The 22052-nt window shown below is 71.6% G+C and carries 15 protein-coding genes; 4 read left to right on the top strand and 11 right to left on the bottom strand.

Features of this window, described 5'->3' with window-relative positions:
• Window positions 1-100 precede the first annotated feature (100 nt).
• The 4 genes from ACZ64A_RS00350 to ACZ64A_RS00335 form a co-directional block, all read right to left on the bottom strand.
• Window positions 101-2266, bottom strand: a complete 2166-nt coding sequence (locus ACZ64A_RS00350) for an ABC transporter ATP-binding protein (protein ID WP_469807171.1) — start codon at window positions 2264-2266, stop codon at window positions 101-103.
• Between the two features lie 214 nt (window positions 2267-2480).
• Window positions 2481-3239, bottom strand: a complete 759-nt coding sequence (locus ACZ64A_RS00345; RefSeq protein WP_469807169.1) for an NUDIX hydrolase — start codon at window positions 3237-3239, stop codon at window positions 2481-2483.
• 382 nt (window positions 3240-3621) lie between these two features.
• Entirely contained in the window at window positions 3622-5847 is a 2226-nt protein-coding gene (locus ACZ64A_RS00340; RefSeq protein WP_469807167.1) for a glycogen debranching N-terminal domain-containing protein, read from the bottom strand.
• 530 nt (window positions 5848-6377) lie between these two features.
• Window positions 6378-7913 (bottom strand): DUF4192 domain-containing protein, encoded by a 1536-nt coding sequence (locus ACZ64A_RS00335; protein WP_469807165.1) that lies wholly within the window; start codon window positions 7911-7913, stop codon window positions 6378-6380.
• A 244-nt stretch (window positions 7914-8157) separates the two neighbouring features.
• On the opposite strand from ACZ64A_RS00335, the gene ACZ64A_RS00330 reads away from it, so the two are divergent.
• A complete protein-coding gene (locus tag ACZ64A_RS00330) occupies window positions 8158-10323 on the top strand; it encodes a RecQ family ATP-dependent DNA helicase (RefSeq protein ID WP_469807163.1) in 2166 nt (721 codons plus the stop codon).
• 425 nt (window positions 10324-10748) lie between these two features.
• Window positions 10749-11369 (top strand): hypothetical protein, encoded by a 621-nt coding sequence (locus tag ACZ64A_RS00325; protein ID WP_469807161.1) that lies wholly within the window; start codon window positions 10749-10751, stop codon window positions 11367-11369.
• A 457-nt stretch (window positions 11370-11826) separates the two neighbouring features.
• Here the strand turns inward: ACZ64A_RS00325 and ACZ64A_RS00320 are convergent, their stop codons facing one another.
• The 3 genes from ACZ64A_RS00320 to ACZ64A_RS00310 all read right to left on the bottom strand — a co-directional run bounded on the left by ACZ64A_RS00320 (window position 11827) and on the right by ACZ64A_RS00310 (window position 13929).
• On the bottom strand, window positions 11827-12444 hold the full coding sequence (locus tag ACZ64A_RS00320; protein WP_469807159.1) for a hypothetical protein: 618 nt from the start codon (window positions 12442-12444) through the stop codon (window positions 11827-11829).
• A gap of 68 nt (window positions 12445-12512) precedes the next feature.
• Entirely contained in the window at window positions 12513-13214 is a 702-nt protein-coding gene (locus tag ACZ64A_RS00315; RefSeq protein ID WP_469807157.1) for a ribonuclease HII, read from the bottom strand.
• A gap of 91 nt (window positions 13215-13305) precedes the next feature.
• Window positions 13306-13929, bottom strand: a complete 624-nt coding sequence (locus ACZ64A_RS00310) for a TetR/AcrR family transcriptional regulator (protein WP_469807155.1) — start codon at window positions 13927-13929, stop codon at window positions 13306-13308.
• A gap of 181 nt (window positions 13930-14110) precedes the next feature.
• On the opposite strand from ACZ64A_RS00310, the gene ACZ64A_RS00305 reads away from it, so the two are divergent.
• Window positions 14111-15658, top strand: a complete 1548-nt coding sequence (locus tag ACZ64A_RS00305; RefSeq protein ID WP_469807153.1) for an MFS transporter — start codon at window positions 14111-14113, stop codon at window positions 15656-15658.
• Window positions 15659-16005: 347 nt separating this feature from the next.
• On the opposite strand, the gene ACZ64A_RS00300 is transcribed toward ACZ64A_RS00305, so the two are convergent.
• From ACZ64A_RS00300 to ACZ64A_RS00290, 3 genes are all read right to left on the bottom strand, one after another.
• Window positions 16006-16911 (bottom strand): ADP-ribosylglycohydrolase family protein, encoded by a 906-nt coding sequence (locus tag ACZ64A_RS00300; RefSeq protein WP_469807151.1) that lies wholly within the window; start codon window positions 16909-16911, stop codon window positions 16006-16008.
• A 12-nt stretch (window positions 16912-16923) separates the two neighbouring features.
• Window positions 16924-17583, bottom strand: coding sequence for a histidine phosphatase family protein (locus tag ACZ64A_RS00295; protein ID WP_469807149.1), 660 nt, complete (start codon window positions 17581-17583; stop codon window positions 16924-16926).
• A gap of 134 nt (window positions 17584-17717) precedes the next feature.
• Entirely contained in the window at window positions 17718-18323 is a 606-nt protein-coding gene (locus ACZ64A_RS00290) for a YdbC family protein (protein WP_469807147.1), read from the bottom strand.
• A gap of 154 nt (window positions 18324-18477) precedes the next feature.
• Here ACZ64A_RS00290 and ACZ64A_RS00285 point away from each other — a divergent pair, with 154 nt between their 5' ends.
• Window positions 18478-19011: a TerD family protein gene (locus ACZ64A_RS00285; RefSeq protein ID WP_469807145.1), complete on the top strand. Its 534-nt coding sequence runs from the start codon at window positions 18478-18480 to the stop codon at window positions 19009-19011.
• Between the two features lie 93 nt (window positions 19012-19104).
• Here the strand turns inward: ACZ64A_RS00285 and ACZ64A_RS00280 are convergent, their stop codons facing one another.
• On the bottom strand, window positions 19105-21999 hold the full coding sequence (locus tag ACZ64A_RS00280; RefSeq protein WP_469807143.1) for a vitamin B12-dependent ribonucleotide reductase: 2895 nt from the start codon (window positions 21997-21999) through the stop codon (window positions 19105-19107).
• Window positions 22000-22052: the final 53 nt, after the last annotated feature.

The raw sequence follows: 22052 nt of genomic DNA, 5'->3' as shown, positions 1-22052 counted from the left end.
TGATCGCTCACCCCGTCGCAATTGACGCCTTATCGGAAAGAAATGGGCTTCCCTCGGGGGACTTGCGCACAACTCGTGCAGGGGCGGGCACGGACGGTCGTCAGCGGACCCTGCTGCGCAGGTGCGTGAGCACATACGCGCAGAGCAGAGCGGTGAGGGACAACGTGAGCGCGCCCCCGACGGGTTGGGCGATCAAGCGCACCGCGGCGAGCAGATAGCGCTCTCCGCCGAAGGGCCACTGCACCAGAAACACCTCACGCATCCGCGCGGACAGCCCGGCGAGCTCTCGCACGGACGCTCCCGCGACGGCCTGGTGTACGAGGGGTACGACGACGACCGGTACGGCGACCACAGCGGCCAGCCCGGCCGTCGTGGACCGGAAAACACCGGCGGCCAGGACGCCCGCCCACGCACACCCGACGACCAGCCCGGCCCAACTCGCGGACATCACAAGCCAGTCCCCGGGAACTTCCGTGAGCTCCCGCCCGTAGAACAGGTACAGCACTTCGGCGTCGCAGCCCACGGAGAGAAAGGCCAGCATCAGACCCGTGACCGCGGAGACCAGGAGCTTGGCCGTGAGCAGCCCCAGCCGGCGGGGCACGGTGCCGCGGTCCGCCGCCAGAGCGGGGTGGCGGAACTCGTCACCGAACGCGAGCGCGCCCAGCAACCCGGCACCGAGCGCCGCGGGCGGCCAGGGCAGCTCCTGTGGCCAGGCGGCGAGCAGCCGGTGCTGCGGAGTGTGCCCGAGGCGAGCCAGGACCACGGAGGTGACAGCGGAGATGATCAGTACAGCGGCGCAGGTGACGAAACCGGTGCTGATACCCGTGGCGCGCCGCACCTCGTAGCGGAGCGGACGCAGCGGGCTGGGCGCGGGGCGGACGGAGATGGGGGGTGGGAGGGGAGGGAGGGGGGCCCGGGCCCCGGGGATTCCCGGACCGCTGCGGTCGCCGCTGTGGCTTCCGTCATCACCGTCCGGCTCCTCTTCGGCGTGGGACCGCGCCTCCGGAATCACGGTCATGCCCGGCGCTTCGCCCACTGATGCTTCTGGGGCGGCGGTCATGTCTGGCACTACGCCCACCGATGCTGCCGAGGCGCCGGTCATGTCCGGCGCTTCGCCCACCGATGCTGCCGAGGCGACGGTCATGTCTGGCGCTGCGCCGGCTGATGTCTTTGTGGCCGGTGTGACGTCGTTTGCCTCTTGATGTGCTGGAGACGAAATGACCGGCCCCTGGTTCAAGCCACCCGGCGCCTCGACCTCCGCGGCCCCGAGAACTGCGGGAAGTTTCTCGCCATCGACGCCGTACGCCTGCTCAAGCTTCGCGTGATCGACGTCGTTCCCGGCCTCATCCCGTGGCTCCGCGGCCGCACCGGCGCCCATGTCGCCGATCTCGTCGGCGAGTTGGTGGACGAGGATGCCGTATCGGTAGGCGATCTCGCCGACCTCGGCGCAGGTGCTGCCGTACACGGAGAGGCGGTTTCCGGCCTCCGGCACGACCTCCACGGAGCGGCGGGTCGTGCGGGCCTCCTTGGCGAGCAGGGCTGCCAGGCGGGGGGCGTGCGGACTGCGCACGGCCACGCGGGGACGCAGCCGGGTCCGGGAGAAGTCCGCGGCCTCCTGGTCGGCGACGACCTTGCCCTCTTGCAGGGTGACGACCCGGTCCGCGGTGCGGGCGGCTTCCTTCGGGTCGGTCGTGGTGAGCAGAACCGTGCCGCCCTGGGCGGTGTGCGCGCGCAGCATTCCGTGCACCCAGCGGCTCTCGCGGGTGGAGAGACCGTCGGTGGGATGGTCGAGGACGAGGGTGTGCGGGTCGGCGAGGAGGGCGCAGGCCAGTCCGAGCCGGCGGTCCATGCCGCGCGAGAGGGTGCCGAGGCGTTCTTCCCGCAGGCTGACGAGTCCGACGGCTTCGAGGACTTCGTCGGCCCGTCGCGCGGGGACGCCGGCGGCCGCGCACAGCATGCGCAGATGGCCGCGGACGGTGCGGCCGGGGTGCCCGGGTACATCGCCGAGCACCACTCCCACCTCGCGGGACGGATGGGCGAGGCGGTGCAGTGGACGGCCCCTGAAGTAGGTGATGCCACGGCCCTGTTGGAGTTCGAGCATCAGTCTCAGCACGGTGGTCTTGCCGGCACCGGGTGCGCCCAGCAGCGTGGTGACGCGGCCCGCGTGCGCCTCGAAGGAGACGTCGTCGACGACGGGGGGAAGGTCCTTGCGCGGATTGCTGGTCAGTCCGAAGGCCTGGATCACCGCAGCAAGATAGCGCGCCATTTAGGGTTTTTCGGGCATCACGGGCGCGTTCGGGCGCCGGTCGCCGCCGTACGGCTGTGTGCGGGTCCCAGAGCGCTCGCCCGCGCACCCCCTACACGGGATGGCTGGTGGAACACGCGGGTGCCGGGGGCAGCGCATTGCTCCCGAGGCAGGTCTGACAGCCCCAGAGGCAGGTCTGACAACCCCCGGCTGCGATGCACTCCTCCCGAGGCTGTCAGACCTCGGGGCGCAGCATCGGCGGGTTGAGCAGGGTGGCGCCGCCCGCGCGGAAGAGCTGGGCGGGACGACCGCCCTGCCGGGTGGTGGTGCCGCCCGTGGGGACCAGGAAGCCCGGGGTGCCGGTCACCTTGCGGTGGAAGTTGCGCGGGTCGAGCGCGACGCCCCACACCGCCTCGTACACCCGGCGCAGCTCACCGACCGTGAACTCGGGCGGGCAGAAGGCCGTGGCCAGCGACGAGTATTCGATCTTGGAGCGGGCCCGTTCGACGCCGTCGGCGAGGATCTGCGCATGGTCGAAGGCGAGGGGGGCGACCGGCTCCCCGTTGCGGCCGTAACCGCCCTGCTGCAGCAGTTCCTCGACGGGGGCCCACCGTGCGTTGCTGGCGTCACCGCCCGCCCGGGGCGCGGGCAGATCGGGGGCCAGCGCCAGGTGCGCGACGCTGACGACACGCATCCGCGGGTCGCGCTTGGGGTCGCCGTAGGTCGCGAGCTGCTCCAGGTGTGCACCGTTGTCCTGGACGGGAGCCGCGGGGTCGTGGACGCGCAGCCCCGTCTCCTCAGCGAGCTCCCGCGCTGCGGCCTGCGCCAGGTCCTCGTCGGCCCGTACGAAACCGCCTGGGAGCGCCCAGCGTCCCTTGAACGGCGCCTCGCCCCTGCGCACCGCCAGCGCGCACAGGGCATGGCGGCGCACGGTCAGCACGACCAGGTCCACGGTGACGGCGAAGGGCGGAAAGGCTGACGGGTCGTAGGGCATGCGGCGATCATAGTCGTCTGCCTGACGATAAACACGCCCTTCGTCGGCCGCTACGCCCTCTGATCCACTTCCGTTCGCCGTGCGGTGCATCGTGCGTCCGGCGCCTTTCCGTTCTGGGTCTGTCTGTGCCGTCTTCTGGCTGGTCTGCCGAGGTCAGGATGGCAGTACGGCGGAGTCGGGCGGGTGCGGGGCGGGGCTGGTCCGGTGCAGGGGGCGGCTTGGAGCACGTACGGCCGCCCGGCCCGCGCCGTCGTGATCCGGCGCGCCGTGGACCGCCGTCCTGTCGGCCTGCGCTCAGCGATTTTGTGATCAGGCGGGTGACCGGTGCGGTCGCCTGCTGGGCGGATCACGGCTGAGACGGAGCGGCCGTGTGCCGGGCTGTTCAGGAGCCCAGTTGCAGTCCGTCGGCCGCCTCCTCGACCATGGCCAGGCCCAGTCTGCTGACCCGCACCGAGAAGGGGGCGTCGGCCACTCTGAGGCCCGTCAGGACGAGTTCGCCCAGCGGCGCGCTGGGCATGGGCCGCAGGGTCACCGTGCGGGCCGCGGCGTCGGGGCGGATTCCGGCGAGTGTGCTCAGCAGCAGTGCCCCCGCGGCGGCCGCGGTCGCCGCGGGACGGCAGGCGGCCGGATGCGGCAGCGGGAGCCCGCCCTCTGCGCGCTGCTCACCGCCGTACATCTCGGGCAGCCGGTACCCGAACGCCTCCGACGCCACGAAAAGCCCGCGCAGCAGGGAGGACGCCTCCTTCTCGTAGCCGGCCGCGGCCAGTCCGGCAACGGCCACTGCGGTCTCGTGGACCCGCACGGCGCCGCTGCGGTGGCCGAACGGGTTGTATCCGGGTTCCTTCACCGACAGTCCGCGCAGTCCCCAGCCCGAATCCATGACGGGGCTGCCGAGCAGCCGGGCGAGTTGTTCGGTCTGCACGCGGTCCAGCAGCCCCGGGGCCTGCTCTCCCCCGCCGAGCAGACCGGTGTCGAGGAGGTGGGCGGCGCTTGCGCCGAGGTGTGTGATCAGTCGGCCGTCGGGGGCACGAGCGGCCGCCGGACGTCCGCCACCCGGATCGTCCGCCCAGAACTCCTCCCGGAAGGCTGTGCGCAGGGCCGCTGCCCACTGCCGTAGTTCGTCGGCTCCGGGCCTGCCGTGGGCGTCGAGCAGGTCGGCTCCGAGCAGTGCGGCACGGTGGGCATGAGCTTGCGTCTCACAGCGGGCCAGGCCTCCCTGCTGCGGGTCGCACAGATACGTACCGTCGCCCACGGCGGCGCGCAGCCAGTCCAGACACCGTTCGGCGGCGGGCAGCAGGTGATCCGTCTGCTGTTCGGGCAGTCCCCAGCGGCGGGCTTCCGCCAGAAGCACGGGGTAGAGCAGGGTGGCCTCCGTGCCCGTGCAGCTCGGTGGCAGGTGGGGGCCGGCGTCCCGGCGCGGTCCGGGGATCATTCCGTATCGCGGTCCGGCGCCGGTGACTTGGGTGCGGGCGAGGACGCGCAGTGTGCCTGCGGCGAGCCGGGTGCCCAAGGGCAGCGCCATGCGGGCCGCGGCAAGCGCTTCTGCGGGGGCGACGCCACAGCGCCAGGGGGCGCCGGCCGCGAGGTAGGTGTCGCCGGGATGCGCCGGGTCTCGGAGCAGGAGCGCTTGCAGGTCTTCGACGCTTGTGCGCAGCAGCGCCTGTGCTCGCGGGTCGTCGCCGTCGGCGTGTGCCGATGCGAGCGGACTCGTGGCCGTACGGCCCGCCGCGCGAAGGGGGGCCGCCCCGTCCGGCCGGACACGCAGCTCCACGGTGGCGCTCTCCCCCGGGCGCAGTTCCAGGTCCCAGCGCAGCAACCCGGCCGAGGCCAGCGCGTCGGAGGGCGGCGGATGGGCGGTGACCGAGCTGGCGCCGGAAGGCGAGGTCCAGCGCAGACCGCCGGCGTGCACCGTGGCGGGCAGCTCCGGGCCGGTGTCGCCGGAGGCGATGGCCGCCAGGTCTGCCAGGTCCGTACCGAGGGCCACTTCGAGAGGCAGCCGCAGGGGGCGCGGGGCGGTGCTGTGCAGGGTGATCCGCTCGGTGCCGTCGGCACAGCGGGTTCGTTCGACGACGACGTCCGGGTCGGGACCGCTGTGCGGGGAGGCGCGCAGTGTCGCCACGAAGCGGGCACGGTCGGCGGAGGTCGTCCGCGCCTGCACGGTGAGCGGTTCACGCCCGGCGACCCGGACCTGGCAGCGGGACAGCAGACGGCGGCCGGCGCGGTAGATACCGTCCAACCCTCGGCCGGTGAGCTGCCCGTCCGTCGAGATGGCGAGCCCCGGCAGGGCGACGCAGACCAGGCTGGCGTGAACGGGCGGGACGTCGGCCGGCCGCCGGGCAGCGGCGGGCCGGGCGGGCGGCGCGGTGTCGCGGGAGGCGGGTCGACCGGCGGTCGCGGTGCCGCCGGGGGCGGTTGGTGGGACGGCCGGCGCGGCGGTACGCGCTGTATCGGGCGGAGCGGCGGCCGCGGCAGGAAGTGGTGTGCCCGGTGGTGCGGTCGGTGTGAGGTGCGGGCTGCCGGGTGACGAGTACGACGGGGCCGTGGGCGTGCCCGGCAGGGCCGTGGGCTTGTCCGGCGGGGCCGCGGACGGCGGCGTGGGCTGCTGCATGCGAGGGCTCTTTTGCGCGCGGTGCGTCTCGGGCGTGGTCGGCGCCGGATGGCGGGCTGCGACGGAGCAGGGTCGGTGCGGCCGTGCACCTCGCCTTGGCGTTCCGCCACTCAGGTGAACGGAGCGGGGCTCGCCGGGGTCACGCCCACACAAGAGTGGCTCTGGCATGGGTCGAGGGTGGCCCGCCCCCTCTCGTGCCCCTCGGAACGGCCCGCAGGTCGATCGACGCCCGCCCGCGCCAGGCTCGCCAGCGGCTTCACGCCGTGCGTCGCCGGTCTTGCGCTGTGCGCCGCCAGCCTCGTGCCCTGTGCCGGAGGCCTCACGCCCTGAGACACCGGCTTCGCGCCCTGTGCCGCCGGTTTCCCGCTCCGTGCCGCCGGTTTCCCACCCCGTGCCGCCGGTTTCCCGCTCCGTGCCGCCGGTTTCCCGCTCCGTGCCGCCGGTTTCCCGCTCCGTGCCGCCGGTTTCCCGCTCCGTGCCGGCGCCGTTCGGGCAGTTGTCGTGACCCCTGGCCGCCGGCAGCGGCTCGCTCACTCTTCCCCCTCGATGTCTGCGCCGGCCGACAGGGAGTCGTCCCCGGCCGCGCCTTCACGGCGGCCGACCGCCTTACCTGCGGCTCGTGCGCGTGTACCGGCCGGCCGTGCGGGCCGCGGGCGGGTTCCGGCACGCCCGCGTCCGGTTCCGGGGCGTCGTCGCCGCTCGGCGGTGCCTGACCTGCGCGACGCCTGTACCTGGGTACCGGTGGCAGGCTGTGCGGCGTCCGCGTCGGAGGCATCCGCCGGGCAGAGGCTCAGCGTCGCGGACGGCTGGTCGGCGCACGGTCCGTCCGTGCTGCGCCGGCTCTCCGCCACGACGTCGACAGGCTCCGGTGAGGCCGCGCCACGTGCGCGATCGTCCCGTTCCCTGCGCAGGCAGCGCCGGACCGACTCGGGGTCCAGCCCTTCGTTGACGGCCTGGTGGAGGAGGCGCGCGAAGACATACCCGGGGTCTGCGCCGAGTGCCATGGCGAGGGCTTCGCGGGCTTCGATCTCATCGCCCGTCGACCAGGCGACCCATCCGGCGAGGGTGAGAGGAGCCGCGGCGTGCTCCCCGTAGGGTCCGACGCACCGGCGCGCGAGTGCTCGCCACAGGCGGAGCGCGGGGGCGGCTTCGTCGCCCTCCATCCACTCGGCCAGCCGGTCGCGTGTGGTGCGGTCCTGCAGGCCGAGAATCAGCGCCGCGGCTTCTTCGTGGTCCAGCAGTTCGTCGTCGCGCCGGTCCGCTGCGGCGGCGTCGGGCAGCGGTGGCACCGCCGCCAAGCGCCGCATGACCTGTTCGGCCGAGGTGACGGTCTCCACGGCGACCTCGCGGCCCGCGCCGTCGATGATCCTCGGGACCAGTGTCATGCTGGCCGTGTCCAGGGCCACCTCCTGTGCGAGGGCGGCGGACGTCTCCCAGGGCAACAGGCGTGCCCGCAGCTCACGCAGGGTGCCGCGGACCCGGACGCCGGCGTAGGCGGCCGCGGCGGCCAGGACGGAGGTTCCGGGCAGCCCCATCGGGGCGCCTTCCGGGGGGCAGCACTCGCGCTGGCAGATGTACGACCAGTAGCGGCCGTCCGAGATGCACAGCGCCTCGGTGACCGGTACGTCGAACGACCCGCATTCGGTGCGGAGTTTCTGGGCGAGCCGCTGCAGGCGTTCCATGACCTGCCGGCCCGTCTCACCCTGCGCGGGCTCCTGGCAGAGGTAGGCGACGATCTGCTCCGGCGGGGCGCCGCGCCGGCGGCTTCCGGTGATCAGCCCTCGGGCCAGCTCCCGGGCGATCGCCGGCCAGTCGTCGGGGTTGCGGGGGATGCCGAGCCGGGCCCGGCCGCCGAATCGGCCGCGTCCTCCGTGGTCGTGCAGGGCCACCAGGACGATGCTGTCCTCGGGGCGGTAGCCGAGGAGGTAGGGCAGGGCGTCGGCCAGCTCGGCGGGGGTCCGCAGGGTCACCTGGTGTGCGGGGCGGTCGTCGGGTCCGAAGGGGCCGACAAGGTGGCGGAAGGCGTCGTTTTCGAAGGATCCTGTGGTTTCGCCGTGGTTCGTCATGCGCAGACGATCTCGCGGATTTCGATGTTCCGGTTGGGGCTGTGGATAAGTCCGGTCAGGGACGCGTCAACGAATTTCGTCAGGCCCATTCGTCACGCGCCCTCGCGGACGGCCCAGCAGAGTGCTCCGGCGCCCGTCACGCAAGGGCTCCCAGCCCGAGCGGTCGCCCACCGCCCACGGCTCACCCGAGCGAGCCGCCGGCCGCCGTGCCCGGATTGTCAGTGGCGTCCTGTTGGATGGACGCATGGAGCACACGAGCAACGCGGATCTCCGGAAGGCCGCCGACGCGGTCCTCGCCCGCCTCGTCGGGGACCCCACCGGCGCGGCGCGACTGCGCGAGGACCAGTGGCGGGCGATCGAGGCGCTCGTCGCGGACAGACGGCGTGCCCTGGTCGTGCAGCGCACGGGCTGGGGAAAATCCGCTGTCTACTTTGTGGCGACCTCTCTCTTGCGGGCCCAGGGCAGCGGGCCCACGGTCATCGTCTCCCCGCTGCTCGCGCTGATGCGCAACCAGGTGGAGGCCGCGGCCCGGGCCGGCATCAAGGCCCGCACGATCAACTCCGCCAACACGGAGGAGTGGGCGACCGTCCAGGCCGAGGTCGCGGCCGGTGAGGTGGACGTGCTCCTGGTCAGTCCCGAGCGGCTGAACAACCCCGACTTCCGCGACCAGGTGCTGCCCGCGCTCGCGGCCGCCACCGGCCTCCTCGTGGTGGACGAGGCGCACTGCATCTCCGACTGGGGGCACGACTTCCGGCCGGACTACCGGCGGCTGCGGACCATGCTCGCGGACCTGCCCGCAGGAGTGCCGGTGCTGGCGACCACGGCCACCGCCAACGCCCGGGTGACCGCCGACGTCGCCGAGCAGCTCGGCACCGGCGACGCCTCCGACGCCCTGGTGCTGCGGGGTCCGCTGGACCGGGACAGCCTGACGATGGGCGTCCTGCGGCTGCCGGACGCCGCGCACCGGATCGCGTGGCTCGCGGACCATCTCGACGATCTGCCGGGTTCGGGCATCATCTACACGCTCACCGTGGCCGCCGCGGAGGAGGTGACCGCGTTCCTGCGGCATCGCGGCCACACCGTCGCGTCGTACACCGGGCGGACCGAGAACGCGGAGCGGCAGCAGGCCGAGGACGACCTGCTGGGCAACAAGGTGAAGGCCCTGGTCGCCACCTCGGCGCTCGGCATGGGGTTCGACAAGCCGGACCTCGGCTTCGTCGTCCACCTCGGTTCACCCTCCTCACCGATCGCCTACTACCAGCAGGTCGGCCGCGCCGGCCGCGGCGTGGAGCATGCCGAGGTACTGCTCCTGCCCGGCAAGGAGGACGAGGCGATCTGGGAGTACTTCGCCTCGCTCGCCTTCCCCTCGGAGGACCTGGTGCGCCGGACGCTCGACGTCCTCGGGCGAGCCGAGGGGCCCGTGTCCCTGCCGGCGCTCGAGCCCTTGGTGGAGCTGCGCCGGTCGCGATTGGAGACCATGCTCAAGGTGCTCGACGTGGACGGGGCGGTGAAACGGGTCAAGGGCGGCTGGATCGCGACCGGGCAGCCGTGGACGTACGACGCGGAGCGTTATGCCTGGGTCGCGCGGCAGCGCAAGGCGGAGCAGCAGGCGATGCGCGAGTACGCGTCGACGACGGGCTGCCGCATGGAGTTCCTGCAGCGGCAACTGGACGACGAGGGCGCCAAGCCGTGCGGCCGCTGCGACAACTGCGCGGGATCCCGTTTCACGGCCGACACCTCGGCGTCCGCGGTGGACGCGGCGCGCGTCGACCTCGGCAGGGCCGGTGTCGAGGTCGAGCCGCGGCGCATGTGGCCGACGGGCCTGGCGGCGATCGGCATCGAACTCAAGGGGCGCATCCCGGCCGGGGAACAGGCAGGTCCGGGGCGAGCCTTGGGTCGGCTTTCGGATATCGGCTGGGGCAACCGGTTGCGGCCGCTGCTGGCACCGCAGACGCCCGACGGGCCGGTTCCGGACGATGTGGCGAAGGCAGTGATCGGTGTGCTCGCCGACTGGGCCAAGGGACCCGGCGGCTGGGCCTCGGGAGCCGCGGACGCCCCGGCCCGCCCGGTCGGGGTGGTCACCCTCGCCTCGCGTAGCCGACCGCAGTTGATCGGTTCCCTGGCCGCGCGCATCGCCGAAGTCGGGCGGCTGCCTCTGCTGGGGTCGGTGGAGTACACGCCCGAGGCCGCCCCGGTCGCGCGCAGCAACAGCGCCCAGCGTCTCAAGGCGCTCACTAGCACGCTCACGGTGCCGTCGGCGCTGGCCGCCGCCCTGGAAGAAGCCCAGGGCCCGGTCCTCCTCATCGACGACTTCACCGAGACGGGCTGGACCCTGGCGGTCGCCGCCCGGCTGCTCCGACGGGCCGGAGCGCCCGGGGTGCTGCCGCTCGTCCTGGCGGTGCAGGGCTGAACCATCGGTCCGGCGCGGAAAGCGGAGCCGGCCGCAGCAGCGGCCCGCCCTCCGCGCCGGATCGCCCGGTACCAGCGCCGGGCCGCCGGTGACGTCGCCGGGCCGCCGCCGTCGTAGCAGTCGGTGCCTACGTTGCCGCCGTTGCCGCGGCCGTTTCTCACTCTCCGTGGTCCCTTCCGGCCGGGCCGTGGCGGTGCATCAGCGGCCGGGAACGGGGGAAGAAATACAGCGCCGAGATATAAGCCCCACACCAGCTCATACCGGTCTGTGGCCCCAATTGCTCGTTGCCGCATCCAAGTTCGACAGGAAGAATTGAAGTCCGCTCCCCGCGCGGCCCGCCCGTGGTCCGGCAGAGCTCTGCTGCGGTGTGGGCTCCCCCGAATCCGACTCGCCCGCAGTGTGGGCGCGTAGCCGAAGGGAGGAACGTGACCTTCGGATTCGCTCCGTCCTCCGCGGCGTCCTTGTCGACGTCCGCGTCCGCCGCGTCCACCGGCCGCATGCTCGAACCCGCCGAATGGGCCGCTGCGGGAATCCCCCTGCTGCGCAACCCCAGAGAAGTCGTCAGCGGACTGCACGCCCGGCACCGGCCCGGGCCCTCGACCGCGATCGTGGCCGTTCTCGACCCTGACGAGCGGCTGCGGGCGAGCGCGTCCTTCACCCGTCGCCCGGCACCGGCGGACGGCTGGCAGTTCCGCAACGCGCTCCTGTCCCAACTGCGCCGGGTGATCCCGCACGATCTGCGACGCCGCACGCCGGTGCGCACCGCCGTGCTGCTGTACTGCCGTGAGGGCGACGCGCGTTGGACGGAGGAGGACGGCGCGTGGATGTGGGGCCTGCGTGACGCCTGCACCTTGCACGGGCTGCGCTGCGGGGCCTACATCACCCTGACCCGCGACGGCTGGCAGGTCCTCGGCGAAGGGCGCGGCGGCCGCCGTCCCCACGCCTCCTCGGCGCCGGAACCTTTCGCGACGGCCGAGGCACCACCTCACCTGCCTCGCACGGGCGGCGTCGCGTCGGAGATCCTCCGCCGGGCCGCGGCCCGCTGACACATCCCGACCGACCGAGCCGACGGAACCGACCGGATCGAGCGGGTGACCGTTCCGACCGGACCGACTTGGCTGACCCCGCCGACCGGGCCGACCGGGCCGACCGGAGTTCATCGAAGACCTGCCGAAGCCGTCGAGCACACCCGGCCCCGGACCCACCTTCGCGCGCGGCGCCAGGGATCAGTCCTCGCACGGCTCGGACACGCACCCACTCCCCTGCCGAGGCCCTGTCATTCGCCTGCCGGGCTCCTGCGCCGAGCCCGGCCGGTCGAGCGGACGCAACCGCCGTGTCCCCGCGGGTACGGCACGCCCCCGGGCCGGCGTCGCCCACGGGAGGCCGCCTGGCAACCCTCGGCCACCCCACCCGTCGGCTCCCGCCCGTCACGGGGCCGCGGACGGTGTGGTCGAGGCCGTCAGCGGACCGTCAGACGGTGTGGTCGACGCCGTCGGCGGACCGTCAGACTCCCGCGCCCAGCACCGCGTTGATCTTCTGCGGGTCGCCGCAGACGATCAGCAGGGCGCCGGCCTTGCCGTGCGCGATGGACAGCGCGGTCGCGGCAGCGGCGTCGGTTCCGCCATTGAGCGCGACGACGACCACGGGCCGTGAGGCAGCACGGCCGACCAAGGCGGCGTCCATGTAGAAGACGTCGTCGCGCGCGTCGTGCTGCGCCCAGTACGACGTCTCGCCGAACGACAGCTCGTGGGTGGCCCACGGGTGCGGCTCACCGGTGGTGACCACCAGCACGTCACCAGGGGTGCGACCGGAGTCGAGCAGCAGGTCCAGGGCCTCCTCGGCGGCGTCGAGGGCACCCTCGACCGAAGCCGGGATCAGCTGGATCTGCGGGGCGACCGGGGCGGCCGCCGCCGGGGTCGGCTGGGCCGGAACCCCTTCGCGGGGCGTGCGCTGCACCGGAGGCGCGGGCCGCACCGGTCCGGGACGGCCGGGACGGGCCGGAGCCGCGGGGCGGGGGCCGGGTACGGGGCGAGGGGTCGGCGCGGTGCGGCCACTGGCCGGAGTGGCGCGGGGACCCTGGGCACTCTCGTGAATCTGAGGCTCCTCGGGAATGAGAGGCATGGGCTGATATTTATCAAACGTTGGTGCGGCTCACGTGAACGGGGGGCACATGAGTGCGAGCGAAACGGTCAGAAATCGAAGCCGAGCTGGCCCTCGATCTCCGGAACGCTTCCGTCCGCCCAGCTGCGGGCCTTCTTGAGGTGCCGCCACTGGGGCAGCGCATCAAGATACGCCCACGACAGCCGGTGGTGAGGGGTGGGCCCCCACTCGGCCAGTGCGGTCTTGTGCACGGGCGATGGGTACCCGGCGTTGTCCGCAAAACCGAAGTGTGCATGTTCGACACCCAGTTCGGCCATCATTTTGTCGCGCTGGACCTTGGCGATGACCGAGGCCGCCGCGACCGCCACGCACGAACGGTCCCCCTTGATCACCGTGCGAACCCGCCAGGGTGTGCCCAGGTAGTCGTGCTTCCCGTCCAGGATCACCGCGTCGGGGCGTACGGGCAGGGCATCCAGGGCCCGGCCCGCGGCAAGCCGCAGCGCGGCGGTCATCCCCAGGTCGTCGATCTCCTCCGGGGTGGCGTGCCCCAGGGCGTACGCCGTGACCCAGTTCCGCAGGGCCAGCGAGAGCTCATTGCGTCGTTTGACGGTGAGCAGTTTGGAGTCGGTGAGCCCCTCGGGGGGACGACGCAGTCCGGTGACCGCCGCGCAGACGGTGACGGGACCGGCCCAGGCGCCGCGCCCCACCTCGTCGACACCGGCGATGACCTTCGCTCCGGTCGTGGCGCGCAGGGAGCGCTCGACGGTGTGAGTAGGTGCTTCGTACGGCATGGCGCCCTTAGCGTACGCCGCCGTGATCCTCGAGCGACACCCCGGCCCCCCTCCCGGCGACAAGCCCCCGTGAGGGGCCCGCGGGCCGCCGTCAACCGCCGTCCGGTCGCAGCAGCGGAAGCATCAACTGGTCGACCATCTCTTCGATGTCCTGGTCGCCCCATTCGCTGGCGCACATCTTGGCGCGGTACATCATCATGGCCGGAATGGCGTCCAGGACATAGCTGTTCGCGGCGCCGGCCCGCACCTCGCCCCGCTCGATGCCGCGCTCGATGACCTCGCGCAGCAGCTCCAGCATCGGCTGGACCACTCCTTCGACGATGACCGCGTGGAAGCGCTCGGCCTGCATCGGATCGCATTCGTGAATCACCGATCGCAGCGCAAGGCCGGGCAGCGAGAACATGGCGTCGCGGGAGCGCCGGCACAGGGCCAGCAGATCCGCCCGCACGCTGCCGAGGTCCGGGGCGTCGTCCAGCGCCGGCAGCCCGGCCTGCAGGGCGTCGGCGACCAGGTCCTCCTTGGACGGCCAGCGGCGGTAGACCGCCGCCTTGCCGGTCTGGGCGCCGGCGGCGACGCCCTCCATGGTGAGGCCCTTCCAGCCGACCGTGCCGAGCTGCTCCAGCGCTGCGTCGAGGATCGCGCGTTCGAGCACGGCGCCGCGCCTACGGGGAGCGGCCGTCCGAGCGGGGGCGGCCGTCCAGCGCGAGGTAACCATCCGAGTGTCTCCAGCGGGCAGAGAGAGCGGGTGCAGCGGGGCAAAGGGGCGCGGTACGGCAGGGGCGGGGGACACGCCGAGCAGCCGACCACTAAGTGAACGCTTGCGTTCTCTAAGGCGGCTCACTACCGTGGACGCGACAGTGAACGGCATCGTTCACTAAGGCTCTTGTGGGGGACCCATGGCCACTACCTCTCAACTCGTTCAGGAACAGAAACCAGGTGCGGCCCGCCGGGAGGGGCATCCCGGCATCGCGCTCGCGGTCATCGCGGCCTGCCAACTCATGGTGGTACTCGACGCGACGATTGTGAACATCGCGCTTCCGCACATTCAAGACGCGCTCAAGTTCAGCACCACCGACCTCACCTGGGTGGTCAGCGCCTACACGCTCACCTTCGGCGGTCTTCTCCTGCTCGGCGCGCGGGCCGGCGACATCCTCGGCCGGCGCCGCGTCTTCATGACCGGCATCCTGCTGTTCACCTTCGCCTCCCTGCTGGGCGGGCTGGCCCAGGAGCCCTGGCAGCTGCTGACCGCCCGGGCCCTGCAGGGCGTGGGCGGTGCCATCGCGTCGCCGACCTCGCTGGCGCTGATCACGACGACGTTCCCGGAGGGGCCGGAGCGCAACCGGGCCTTCGGTGTCTTCGCCGCCGTCTCCGCGGGCGGCGGCGCGATCGGCCTGCTGGCCGGCGGCATGCTCACCGAATGGCTGGACTGGCGGTGGGTGCTGTTCGTCAATGTGCCCATCGGACTGCTGATCGCCGCGCTGACGCCGCTGTACATCAGCGAGTCCCAGCGCCACCCCGGGCGCTTCGACATCGCCGGGGCGCTGACCTCGACGGCCGGTATGGCGTCCCTGGTGTACGGCTTCATCCGGGCCGCGGAGAAGGGCTGGCGGGACGGTCTCACCCTCGGCTCGTTCGCCGCCGCGCTCGTGCTGCTGGTCGCCTTCGTGTTCACCGAGCGGCGGGCGAAGGAGCCGATCACGCCGCTGCGGATGTTCGCCGACCGCAATCGTTCCGGCACGTACGTGATCATGCTGAGCCTGGCCGCGGCGATGTTCGGCATGTTCTTCTACATCGTGCTGTTCGTGCAGAACGTGCTCGGTTACAGCCCGATCAAGGCAGGTCTCGCCTTCCTGCCCGTGACGGTCGCGATCGCCGTCGGCGCGGGTCTGTCGCAGCGCTTCCTGCCGGTGCTCGGCCCGAAGCCCTTCCTGCTCACGGGGTCGGCGCTGGTGGCGGTCGGGCTGGCCTGGCAGGCCCTGATCGACCCGGACAGCACCTACGTCGGTGGCGTCCTCGGACCGATGCTGATCTTCGGCTTCGGCATGGGTCTGAACTTTGTGACGGTGACGGTCACGGCCGTCTCCGGTGTCGCCCAGCACGAGGCGGGGGCGGCGTCCGGGCTGCTGAACGCGACGCAGCAGGTGGGCGGTTCCCTCGGGCTGTCCATCCTGACCACGGTGTTCGGCTCGGCGAGCAGGAACGAGGCGCAGAAGCAGGTGCCCGATTTCCTGGCCAACGCGACGGCACAGCAGAAGGCGGAGTTCGCCAGGACGCACCAGCTGCCGGCGCCCTGGGGTCACGAGGTCCTTGCCCACGGCATTTCCGCGGCCTTCGTCCCTGCCGCGGCCATGGCGGCCCTCGCCCTGGTCACCGCGTGGGTGGTGATCCGGGTCCGCAAGAGCGATCTGGAGGCGCTGGCGGGGACGGCCGGACCGATGGCCTGATTCGGAGGGGCCCGCACAGGAGAGCGGACTGCCGTACCGCGCCCGGGAGACCGACGGCGCCGGTCCGGCCGTCCGCACCTCGCCGTTCGGCCACCGACCCGGCCCACAGGGCGACCACCCACGGACGTACGACAGCGCCGATCGCAGGGCCGCCATCAAGACCGCCGCCAGAACCAAGACCAGCATCCGCATGACCACCCCCGATCCGCCGGTGCCGCCGGCCGGCGCGGCATCTACCGCGCCGAGATGCGCAGCGACTGACGGAAGAACGCACGGCAGTTACACAGAGTTCCCGACCCACACGCAGAGTTCTCGGCCGCACACAGGGTTCTCGATTCTCGGACGCCTCAGACGGACACCGGCACCCAGTCCGGCAGTGCCTCCGTCCGCTCCGCCCACTCCCTGGGCGGTACGCCGGCCTTCCCGCCGCCCAGCACTCCGCCGACGATGGCGCAGGTGGTGTCGACGTCACCGCCCACCTGGGCGGTGGTCCAGAAGGCCTCCTCGAAGTCTCCGAGGGACCGCGCGGCGGACCAGAGAGCGAAGGGGACCGTGTCGTGGGCGCTCGTGCGCCGACCGCAGCCGAGCACCGCGGCGACGGTGGCGGCGTCGCCGTAGTCGAGCATGTCCCGTGCCCGTCGCAGGCCCTGCCCGACAGCGCTCTTGGGTACCAGCGCGACCACCCCGTCCAGCAGCGCCTCGGCGCTCGGCGGACCGCCCGGAGCGGCGGCCAGCGCGGCAGCGGCGGCCACCGCCATGGCCCCGACCACGGCTTCGCGATGCTGGTGCGTCGGATATGCGGAGATCTCGGCCTGGTGGGTGGCCTGCTCGGGGTCGTCGGCGTACCAGGCGCCGAGCGGCGCGATCCGCATGGCGGCGCCGTTGCCCCAGGAGCCCTGTCCCTTGAAGAGCGCTGCGGACAGCTCACGCCAGTCGCCGCCCTCGCGGATCAGCCGCAGCAGTCGGTTGACGGCGGGGCCGTATCCGCGATCGAAGTCGTGGTGCTCGGCGAAGGCGCGGGCCAGAGCGTCCTGGTCGATGCGGTGGTGGGCGGCGAGGACGGCGACCACGGAGCAGGCCATCTCCGTGTCGTCCGTCCACTGCCACGGGCCCGGCGGCAGATCGCGGCTCTTGAGCAGCGGATAGTTCGCGGGAACGAAGAACTGGGAGCCCAGCGCGTCCCCCACCGCCAGTCCGCGCAGGCTGTTCAGGGCACGGACCAGGCGCCCGTCGAGAGAGGAATCAGCGGTCATCGCCCTGCCACTCTATCCGGTGATCCCGTACGGTTCCGGATCTCGCCAACGGTCGAACGGCCGGTCGAGCGTGTACTTGCCGTCGTCACCGAGAACGAGCATCCGGGTCTCGCCGTTCCCCGGGTTCGACAGCGACTCGAAGTCGGCGACGGTCCAGTGGAACCAGCGCATACAGAACAGGCGCATGGCCAGGCCGTGCGTCACGATCAGCACGTTCGGCGGGTGGTCCGGGGCTTCGAAGCTGCGGAACAGGCTCTCCAGGAAGCCGCCGACCCGGTCGTAGACATCGGCGCCGCTCTCCCCCTGGGCGAAGCGGTAGAAGAAGTGGCCGTAGGCGTCCCGGTAGGCCTTCTGGAGGCGGACGTCGTCGCGGTCCTGCCAGTTCCCCCAGTCCTGCTCGCGCAGGCGGGGCTCCTCGCGCACCCGTATGAGCTCCTGATCGAGGTGGAAGGCGCGCAGCGTCTCGTGCGTACGGCGGTAGGGGGACACGTAGACGCTCACCCGCTCCTGGCCGAAGAGTTCGCGCAGTCCTTTGCCGGTCTCCGCGGCCTGCTGCCAGCCCCGCTCGGTGAGCGCGAGGGCGTGGTCGGGTTCGCGTTCGTACACGGTGTCATCAACGTTGCCGGTTGACTCACCGTGCCGGACAAGGACGATGCGCCGTGGTCGTGCCATGCCGAAACCCTAGATCGGGTGCGGACCGACCCGGTAATCGAACCGGGCCCATACGGCGTAGGTCACATCGAGCAGCCACCGGCGGGGCTCACAGCAACGAGTGCGGGGGCACGGAGCGAGGGGGCGCCGCCCGGTCACACGGTCCAGGTCGGTTCCAGTTCCACGATCTCACCCGACAGGGAGGCGATGTCCGCTTCGGTCTGGGCGCGCAGGGCCAGGCGTTCCACTCGCTCGGTGCGGTATTTGCCGTGCTCGGCGGCCGACCGCCACATGGACAGCACGAGGAACTCGTGCCCCGGAGCCTCCGCGAACAGCCCGCGGATCATGCCGGGTGAGCCGGCCATCGCCGGGTTCCACACCTTCTCCTGCATCAGGGTGAAGTGCTCGACGCGGTCCTCGTTGACCCGGCACAGGGCGGCCCGGATCAGGTCGGCGTCCGTGAAGCGGGGTTCGAATCCCGTCTTGACGTCGAAGCGGTAGTCGAACAGCCGGACCTGCGCGTCCTTGAAGGTGCCCGCCTGCGCAGCCGCCAGCCGGTCGTGGGAGCGGGCCATGAAGGAGTCGTAGAAGGCGCGGCTCTCCCAGAAGGCGAAGAGGTTCGCCACCTCCGGGCGTTTCCGGCTCCAGCCACCGCCCTGCCCCCTGAAGCCCGGCTCCCCCAGAAGCCCCGCCCATTTCCGCTGCCCCCGCTCGAAGCCGCGGCGGTCCACCACGGTGCAGCGAATCCACTTGACCAGCACCGCGCCATCGTAAGGCCAGGAAACGTGGCACGGGTCACTGTCCGGCCGACTGTGCTCCTACGAGGAGGTACGCGCGCGTGGCAGGATGGACAACCGGCCCTGCCCGGACGGCAGTTCGGGCGAGGATGGTCGGGCAGTCGGGAAGGGGGAGTCCGTGAACGGCCTCAGCAAGGGAATCCGCAAGGTCGAGGTCGCACTCAAGTGGGATCCGAGTCCGGCGGGGCAGCCACCGGCCGACCTGGACCTGGTCGCCGCGACGTACACGGCGGACCAGCCGTACGGCGATCCGGCGTACGTCGTCCACTTCGACAGCCGCTCACCCGACGGCACGATCTATCTCAACCGTGACAGCAGGGACGGCAAGGGCTTCGGCTGGGACGAGGTCATGACGCTCGAGCTGGACCGGCTCGACAGCCGGTACGCGCGCGTGGTCGTCGGTGCGGTCATCCAGCAGCGGTCGGCGCACCGGACGTTCATCGGGGTGCTTCACCCGGGTCTGCGGATCCGCGAGGGATACACGGATCTCTTCGAGGACGACTTCGGTGACGTACTCGGGGCCACGGCGGCGACGGTCGCGGAGTTCGTCCGCGACACCTCCGGCGAGTGGGGGTTCCGGCCGGGCGTCCACGGTTTCGAGGAGGACCCGGCGGACTTCGCGCGGGTGATGGGTCGGGTACCGCCTTCCTGAACCCGGCGCTGCCGAGCACCGCGGGGCGGTGGAACCGGACATCCGGTTCCACCGCCCCGCGGTCAGTCGATGCGCGCCGTGCCGGCGCTCATCTCAGCTGCAGCCGCTGGTCGAGCCGCAGCCCTCGCAGATGTAGCAGGAACCGGCGCGCTGCATCTTCGTGCCGCAGGAGAAGCACAGCGGGGCGTCGGCCTGGATGCCCAGCTGCATCTCCACCAGTTCCGCGTTGGTGTGCGCCTGCTGCGGGGCAGCCTTGGTCGCGGCGGCGTCCGTCTGCGGCGTGGCCACGGCCTTCAGCTCCTGGGCGCGCGGCGCCGACTGGGCCAGTCCCTCGACGTCGACCTCGTCCTCGGACGGCTCGTAGGAGCCGGTCTCGAGGTGGCGCTGACGCTCCTCGGCGGAGTGGATGCCGAGGGCGGAGCGGGTCTCGAAGGGCAGGAAGTCCAGCGCCAGGCGGCGGAAGATGTAGTCGACGATCGACTGCGCCATCCGCACGTCCGGGTCGTCCGTCATGCCGGCCGGCTCGAAGCGCATGTTGGTGAACTTCGAGACGTACGTCTCGAGCGGCACGCCGTACTGCAGACCGACGGAGACGGCGATGGAGAAGGCGTCCATCATGCCCGCGAGGGTGGAGCCCTGCTTGGACATCTTCAGGAAGACCTCGCCGAGACCGTCGTCCGGGTAGGAGTTGGCGGTCATGTAGCCCTCGGCACCGCCGACCGTGAAGGACGTGGTGATCCCGGGGCGGCCCTTGGGCAGGCGCTTGCGGACCGGACGGTACTCGATGACCTTCTCGACCGTCTCGCGGATGGTCGCCTCGGCCTTCTCCGTGACCTCGGCCTTCTCCTTCTCCTTGGTCTTGGCGGAGAGCGGCTGGCCGACCTTGCAGTTGTCGCGGTAGATCGCGAGCGCCTTGACGCCGAGCTTCCAGGCCTCGAAGTAGATCTCCTCGACCTCTTCGACGCTCGCCGTCTCCGGCATGTTGACCGTCTTGGAGATGGCGCCGGAGATCCACGGCTGGATCGCGGCCATCATGCGGACGTGGCCCATCGGGGAGATGGCGCGCTCGCCCATGGCGCAGTCGAAGACCTCGTAGTGCTCCTGCTTCAGACCGGGGGCGTCGATCACATTGCCGTTCTCGGCGATGTGGGCGACGATCGCCTCGATCTGCTCCTCCTGGTAGCCCAGGCGGCGCAGGGCCTGCGGGACGGTGCCGTTGACGATCTGCATCGAGCCGCCGCCGACGAGCTTCTTGAACTTCACGAGCGCCAGGTCGGGCTCGACACCGGTGGTGTCGCAGGACATCGCCAGACCGATGGTGCCGGTCGGAGCGAGGACGGACGCCTGGGCGTTACGGAAACCGTTCTTCTCACCGAGGCGGACGACGTCCTGCCAGGCCTCCGTGGCGGCGGCCCACACCGGCGTGTCCAGGTCGTCCATGCGGACGGCCGTGCCGTTGGCGTCGGCGTGCTGCTTCATGACGCGCTTGTGGGCGTCGGCGTTGCGGGCGTAGCCGTCGTACGGGCCGACGACGGCGGCCAGCTCGGAGGAGCGGCGGTAGGCCGTGCCGGTCATCAGGGAGGTGATGGCACCGGCGAGGGCGCGGCCGCCGTCGGAGTCGTAGGCGTGGCCGGTGGCCATCAGCAGGGCGCCGAGGTTGGCGTAGCCGATGCCGAGCTGGCGGAAGGCGCGGGTGTTCTCGCCGATCTTCTGGGTCGGGAAGTCCGCGAAGCAGATCGAGATGTCCATCGCGGTGATGACCAGCTCGACGACCTTCTGGAAGCGCTCGGTCTCGAAGGACTGGTTGCCCTTGCCGTCGTCCTTCAGGAACTTCATCAGGTTCAGCGAGGCCAGGTTGCAGGACGTGTTGTCCAGGTGCATGTACTCGCTGCACGGGTTCGACGCGGTGATCCGGCCGGACTCGGGGCAGGTGTGCCAGGTGTTGATGGTGTCGTCGTACTGGATGCCCGGGTCGGCGCAGGCCCAGGCGGCCTCGGCGATCTTACGGAAGAGCGCCTTGGCGTCGACCTCCTCGATGACCTCGCCGGTCATACGAGCGCGCAGGCCGAACTTGCCGCCCCGCTCGACGGCCGTCATGAACTCGTCGTTCACACGGACGCTGTTGTTGGCGTTCTGGTACTGGACGGACGTGATGTCGTCGCCGCCCAGGTCCATGTCGAAGCCCGCGTCGCGCAGGACGCGGATCTTCTCCTCTTCCTTGACCTTGGTCTCGATGAAGTCCTCGATGTCGGGGTGATCGACGTCGAGCACGACCATCTTGGCGGCGCGACGAGTGGCGCCACCGGACTTGATGGTGCCGGCGGAGGCGTCGGCGCCGCGCATGAAGGAGACGGGACCGGAGGCGTTGCCGCCGGAGGACAGCAGCTCCTTGGAGGAGCGGATGCGGGAGAGGTTCAGGCCGGCGCCGGAGCCGCCCTTGAAGATCATGCCCTCTTCCTTGTACCAGTCGAGGATCGACTCCATGGAGTCGTCGACGGACAGGATGAAGCAGGCGGAGACCTGCTGGGGCTGCTTGGTGCCGACGTTGAACCAGACGGGGCTGTTGAAGCTGAAGATCTGGTGCAGCAGGGCGTAGGCGAGCTCGTGCTCGAAGATCTCGGCGTCCGCGGGCGAGGCGAAGTACTGGTGGTCCTCGCCGGCCTTGCGGTACGTCTTCACGATGCGGTCGATCAGCTGCTTGAGGCTGGTCTCGCGCTGCGGCGTGCCGACGGCACCGCGGAAGTACTTGCTGGTGACGATGTTGACCGCGTTCACCGACCAGAAGTCGGGGAACTCGACGCCACGCTGCTCGAAATTGACCGAGCCGTCGCGCCAGTTGGTCATGACGACGTCACGGCGCTCCCACGCCACCTCGTCGTACGGGTGCACGCCGGGGGTGGTGTGGATGCGCTCGATACGCAGGCCCTTGGTGCCCTTGGCGCCCTTTGCTCGGGAACCTCGTGCCGGACCGCTCGCCGTCTCTGTCATGCCGCCTCCCTGTACGGGCAAAAACGCCCTGAAGTGCCCCGATGTTCCCGTGG

Source organism: Streptomyces sp. NPDC104814 (assembly GCF_055583185.1).
The sequence above is the reverse complement of the archived record's forward strand: the minus strand, read 5'-3'. Positions and strand labels throughout refer to the sequence as shown.